Origin of the sequence: Alkalibacterium thalassium, assembly GCF_900101165.1 — a bacterium.
Classification (GTDB): domain Bacteria; phylum Bacillota; class Bacilli; order Lactobacillales; family Carnobacteriaceae_A; genus Alkalibacterium; species Alkalibacterium indicireducens.
Window position 1 is genome coordinate 1 of sequence record NZ_FNFK01000090.1, and the last position, 5797, is coordinate 5797.

Sequence of the window (5797 nt, forward strand, 5' to 3'; positions counted from 1 at the left end):
GTTCCAATTTTGAATTCTTTAAAAAAGTGGGAAACGGTCGATTCAACCTCGTGATTTTCTGATTTTTCTGGTAAAATATTAGTCATAAGACATCTCTCCTTTGAATGTTGTTATGGTGACTACATTTTACCAAAGAGAGGTGTCTTTTTGTGTGTTTTTTGATAATTATTTATAAGAAGTTTCAATAACCGCAAGGGTTAAACCTGGATATTCAACTGCAAAACTTGAGTTAATAATAACATGAATAAATGCTGATGATGATTAAAAAGTGTTACAATTAGAAAGTTATTGGCAATCCAACAGAACTGCGGTACACTAAATAGAGATAAACATTAGGAGGAATACGAATGACTCAATTTCCACAATTAAACTTGGATCAGGTAACTGGACCAAAAGCTGTAGTTAAAACCAACATGGGAGACATCACTATTCAGCTCTTTCCTGAAGAGGCACCTAAGACAGTAGAAAACTTTGTTGGACTATCAAAAAAAGGATACTATGACGGTGTCATCTTTCACCGTGTCATTCCGAATTTTATGATACAAGGTGGAGACCCTACAGGAAGCGGAATGGGTGGCGAAAGCTTTTTCGGTGGGAACTTCGAAGATGAATTCAGCCCGTCACTGTTCAACCTGAACGGCGCACTTTCTATGGCCAATGCTGGACCAAATACTAACTCAAGTCAGTTCTTCATCGTGACTATGAACGATATTCCAGCTCAAATGGTTTCTCAACTGGAAGGCGCAGGATTCCCTGAAGAAATTATTGAAGCATATAAGGAAAAAGGTGGAACTCCTTGGCTGGATCAGAAACACACTGTCTTTGGTCATGTCGTTAAAGGATACGAAGTAGCTGAAGCAATCCAGAATGTAGAAAGAAATGCAATGGATAAACCTAATAAAGATATCATCATTGAAACGGTCACGATCCAAGACTAATAAGGACCTTTCAATCAGTATTTTTATCAGTTTAGGAGGCATGACATGTTAGGTGCGATAGAAGCTGGAGGAACGAAATTTGTATTGGCTGTCAGCGATGATGAGTTCAACATTATAGAAAGACAGTCGATCCCGACCACGACTCCAGAAGAAACGTTTGAGAAAGTGTTCAAGTTTTTTGATCAATACGACGTCAGCGCCATCGGTATCGGATCATTTGGACCAATAGACGTCAATTTAGAATCAGAGTCTTACGGGTACATTACATCTACCCCGAAAACCGCCTGGGAACACACTAATTTTATCGGAGTTATGAAAGAAAGATATTCTGTCCCTATGGGCTGGACCACAGACGTAAACGCTGCGGCTTTAGGGGAACTGACCTATGGTGCGGCTAAGGGGAAACAGTCCTGTCTCTACCTTACAGTTGGTACTGGAGTAGGTGGCGGAGCGGTGATCAAAGGAGAACCTGTCGAAGGATTTGGTCATCCGGAAATGGGACACATCCTTGTACGGAAACATCCTGAAGATCAATTCGAAGGCCACTGTCCTTATCACGGGGACTGCCTTGAAGGGCTTGCAGCTGGACCGGCTATAGAAAAACGCTATGGGAAGAAAGCTCAGGAACTGGCAGATACCGAGCAAGTCTGGGAGATTGAAGCTTATTATCTTGCCCAGGCGCTGATGAGTTATACATTGACACTTAGTCCAGAGAAAATCATTCTGGGCGGAGGAGTCATGAAACAGGCTCAGCTTTTCCCGCTTATCAGAAAAGAATTTATAACACTGATGAATGACTATGTACAGACTCCGGATATGGAAGAATACATTGTCTCACCACAATTGAAAGATGATGCCGGCATTACTGGATGTCTCATCCTCGCTCAACGCGCATTATAATGAAAGTCCCATCAGGTTCATGGCCGTCACTTTATGAGTGGCTCATATTCCTGAAGGGACTTTTTCTTATTGTTCAAATACTTTCCTGATCCTGTTCAGACCATCTTTGAGTACGGATTCGGGTACTGCAAAATTCAGCCGCATGAAGCATTTGCCGTTTTGGCCGTAACTGATACCGAACAGAGACGAAGCGATTTTTTAAATCTTGATCGTAGACTGGTTCAGGATTATCAAAGTATATATCGGGCACCCACATTGGCAAAGCATTTTGACAGCTGCATCACTCTTCTGTCAAATCCCACTAGACGCTCCCAGTTTTATGACGGTTGATCACTTTGTCAAAATTCATAACATCATCCCAATGGTCTTTACCCATAGTATTAGCCAAACATAGGCGAAATGCAAGGTGAGTTTAAACTAAGCATGGTTTCCAATATTTTTCATTTCATGCTATACTACTATAGGATGATTTCATGAAAACCATGATGACGGAGAGGGGAATTCATGGTGTACAAAATAGGACAAAAAGTTAGAGGAAAAGTCATCGGGATCCAGCCATATGGAGTGTTTGTCGCGATAGATGATGAAACACAGGGCCTTATACATATATCTGAGTTAAAACACGGATATATTAAAAGCATCTCCGATGTTATCAATAAAGGAGACATGGTGGATGTCATCATTATGGACATTGACGAATATTCCGGGAAAATCAGCCTGTCACTAAGAAGTCTGCATAAACCCAAATTCCATCCTTTTTCAAACAAACGTAACATTGCCCGTTATGGGAAGAAAACTGGAATCGGATTTAAGTCGATCGAAGACAAGCTGCCTAAGTGGGTAGAACAGGCACTGAATGAAATCGATGCACAAAAGAACAGCAGAAGAAACGGCTGACTGATTATTTGCTTAGAAAGGTGTTAATAAACTTGATGAAAGAAAATCATTATGTTGCATGTACGATTCTTGTAAAAGATGAAAATGGACGGTATGTGTTCCTTGTAAGGAAACAAGATGAAGGCTTTGCTTTTTTAGCAACAACTGTAAAGCCCAAACAAACAGGCCTTGCCAGTGTAATCGACAGGCTTAAGCAAGTATGCAATCTGGACATTGAAAAGCTAGAACTAAATGAGCTGACTAATGCCATCGTAGACGACAATCGGATCCCGCTGTTTGTTTTCATTTATGAAAACGACGACCTTGACCACCCGGATGACTTATTAACTGAGAATACGGATCTGTCATGGGTACATTCAGAAAATGTGATCACCACATTGGAACAATGGAAAATTTCTGGTGTTCCACAATTTCTACTTATATAAGCAAATTAATCAATTTTGGAGGATGATAATATGACTAAAATCAATTTTGACTACTCAAAAGTGGTTGGACAATTCATTAATGAAGAAGAACTGAACAACATGCAGCCGCAAGTCGATGCAGCACACAAGCTGATTCAGGAGAAGACTGGTCCAGGAAATGACTTTTTAGGTTGGGTCGATCTGCCTGTAGACTACGACAAAGAAGAGTTTGCTCGTATAGAGAAAGCTGCACAGAAAATCAAAGCAGATTCTGACGTATTAGTCGTTATTGGAATCGGGGGGTCTTACCTAGGAGCCAAAGCCGCTTTGGATTTCCTTACCCATTCTTTCTACAACGAGTTAAACAGTGAAGACCGAAACGCTCCTCAAATATATTTTGCAGGAAATAATATCAGCTCTACTTACATCAGTGATTTAATAGAAGTCATTGGAGATAAGGATTTTTCTGTCAATGTAATCTCTAAATCAGGAACAACTACTGAACCAGCGCTAGCGTTCAGAGTCTTCAAAGGCCTGCTGATCGACAAGTACGGGGAAGAAGAAGCAAAAGGAAGAATCTATGCGACTACCGACAAAGAAAAAGGAGCATTGAAATCTCTTGCTGATGCAGAAGGATATGAGACGTTTGTCATTCCTGATGATGTCGGCGGACGCTTTTCTGTCCTGACAGCTGTTGGTCTGCTTCCAATAGCAGTAGGTGGAGGAGACATCACTGCACTGATGGAAGGGGCAGCTCAGGCTCGTAATGATTTTTCAGATGATGATTTAACTAATAATCTGGCTTATCAGTATGCTGCGTTCCGTAATATCCTATACAGAAAAGGCAAAGTCACTGAACTGCTGATCAACTACGAACCAAAACTTCAGTATTTTTCTGAATGGTGGAAACAGCTCTTTGGTGAATCAGAAGGAAAAGACCAGCGTGGAATCTACCCATCTAGTGCCAACTTCTCTACAGATCTTCATTCGTTAGGCCAGTACATTCAGGAAGGCAGAAGAAATCTGTTCGAAACAGTCATTAAAATCGATAAACCTGCCAAATCAATGTCAATTCCTACCGAAAAAAAAGACCTTGATGGTTTAGGTTACCTGGAAGGAAAAGAAATCGATTTTGTAAACACTAAAGCATTTGAAGGCACTTTGCTTGCTCATACAGATGGAGAAGTACCTAACTTCGTTGTTACTATTCCAGATACGTCTGCTCATACTCTTGGTTACCTGTTCTACTTCTTTGAGATTGCAGTAGCTTTATCAGGTTACCTGAACAGCGTCAATCCATTTGACCAGCCGGGCGTAGAGGCATACAAGAGAAACATGTTTGCCTTACTTGGAAAACCTGGTTTCGAGGACCTTGCGGAAGAATTGAACAATCGTTTATAAATTTTAAGCTTTAAAGAAGACTTCAAAGAAGAGCATTTATGCTCTTCTTTTTTCTTTTCCTTTATACAAAAGTAAGGTATGATAATTATTCATAGGGGGAGAAAACATGAATCAAATTATAGTAAAAGAAGCAGAAGTTTCTGATATACCAAAGATAAAAAAGATTTTACATAGCACAGCGTTGTGGCTGAACAAAAAAGGATCCCAACAATGGGCCGGTCTGCTTAGAGGTAAGGATGTACACAATATTCAGGAAGCAGTAGAGAGAAAGGAAGTTTATCTGGTCACAAAAGAAGATACCATATTAGGTACGTTCGCTCTATGGGACAATCAGACACCGTGGGATATAGACTTATGGGGTGAAGAGGAAAGCAGAAAGTATCTTTACCTTCATAGAATTGCACTGGAAAGTAACCAACATGGGAAAAATAGAGGAAAGCTTCTTCTAGAGGGAGCTCAATCGATTGCCAGAAAAAGTGAGATACGTGGAATCAGGCTGGACTGCATTGCCAGTAATCCAAACTTGAATGAATTTTATCAAGCTAATGGATTTGACTACGTCAAGACAATTCATGACTATAATAATGGAGAAGGCTTGCAGGATTATAACCTTTATGTATGGAATGTGAAAAAAGAGACTGAAAAGTATTGACGGCAGTCCAAATACCTGTTATTATTAATCTCGTTGCTGCAAAACACTTACCTCTAGCGGCAACATAAAAAAGTAAAATAATCGTTGACAAGCAATCGACGATAAGATATACTTAACTAGTTGTCACATGACAAAGGTAACGCTTTCAAATTCGAAGAAATAAGCAAAATTATTTCAAAAAAAGGTTGACGCTAAGACAGTGACATGTTACGATATAAAAGTTGTTGCGAAACGCAGACAACTCAAACTGAACGAGATAGATCTTTGAAAACTGAACAAAGTAGAAACAACCAAATGTGCAGGGGTCTTCGATTCTTTTGGAGTCGAAGGCAACAAACGAGTTAACATGGTTAACTCACAAGTAATACAATGAGCAAGTCAAACTTAAAATGAGAGTTTGATCCTGGCTCAGGACGAACGCTGGCGGTATGCCTAATACATGCAAGTCGAACGCTGAAACACTCTGCTTGCAGAGTGTGGATGAGTGGCGAACGGGTGAGTAACACGTGGGGAACCTGCCCATAAGAGGGGGATAACATCCGGAAACGGGTGCTAATACCGCATAGGTGATCATAGCGCATGCTTAGATCATTAAAGATGGCTTC

General features: G+C 40.4%; 7 protein-coding genes and 1 rRNA gene. All 8 read left to right on the forward strand.

Annotated features, from left to right (window positions below; all coding sequences use genetic code 11):
* Window positions 1–347: 347 nt before the first annotated feature.
* Window positions 348–938 (forward strand): peptidylprolyl isomerase, encoded by a 591-nt coding sequence (locus BLR76_RS11100; RefSeq protein WP_091268932.1) that lies wholly within the window; start codon window positions 348–350, stop codon window positions 936–938.
* Window positions 939–983: 45 nt separating this feature from the next.
* Window positions 984–1838 (forward strand): ROK family protein, encoded by an 855-nt coding sequence (locus tag BLR76_RS11105; RefSeq protein ID WP_091268934.1) that lies wholly within the window; start codon window positions 984–986, stop codon window positions 1836–1838.
* A gap of 69 nt (window positions 1839–1907) precedes the next feature.
* Complete coding sequence (locus tag BLR76_RS11110) at window positions 1908–2168, forward strand: hypothetical protein (protein WP_091268936.1); 261 nt, start codon at window positions 1908–1910, stop codon at window positions 2166–2168.
* Between the two features lie 174 nt (window positions 2169–2342).
* Entirely contained in the window at window positions 2343–2735 is a 393-nt protein-coding gene (locus tag BLR76_RS11115) for a CvfD/Ygs/GSP13 family RNA-binding post-transcriptional regulator (protein ID WP_091268938.1), read from the forward strand.
* A gap of 35 nt (window positions 2736–2770) precedes the next feature.
* Window positions 2771–3160 (forward strand): hypothetical protein, encoded by a 390-nt coding sequence (locus BLR76_RS11120; protein WP_091268940.1) that lies wholly within the window; start codon window positions 2771–2773, stop codon window positions 3158–3160.
* 30 nt (window positions 3161–3190) lie between these two features.
* On the forward strand, window positions 3191–4540 hold the full coding sequence (locus BLR76_RS11125; protein WP_091268942.1) for a glucose-6-phosphate isomerase: 1350 nt from the start codon (window positions 3191–3193) through the stop codon (window positions 4538–4540).
* A gap of 106 nt (window positions 4541–4646) precedes the next feature.
* Window positions 4647–5192 (forward strand): GNAT family N-acetyltransferase, encoded by a 546-nt coding sequence (locus BLR76_RS11130; RefSeq protein WP_091268944.1) that lies wholly within the window; start codon window positions 4647–4649, stop codon window positions 5190–5192.
* Window positions 5193–5577: 385 nt separating this feature from the next.
* A 16S ribosomal RNA gene (locus tag BLR76_RS11135) occupies window positions 5578–5797 on the forward strand; the annotation flags it as partial.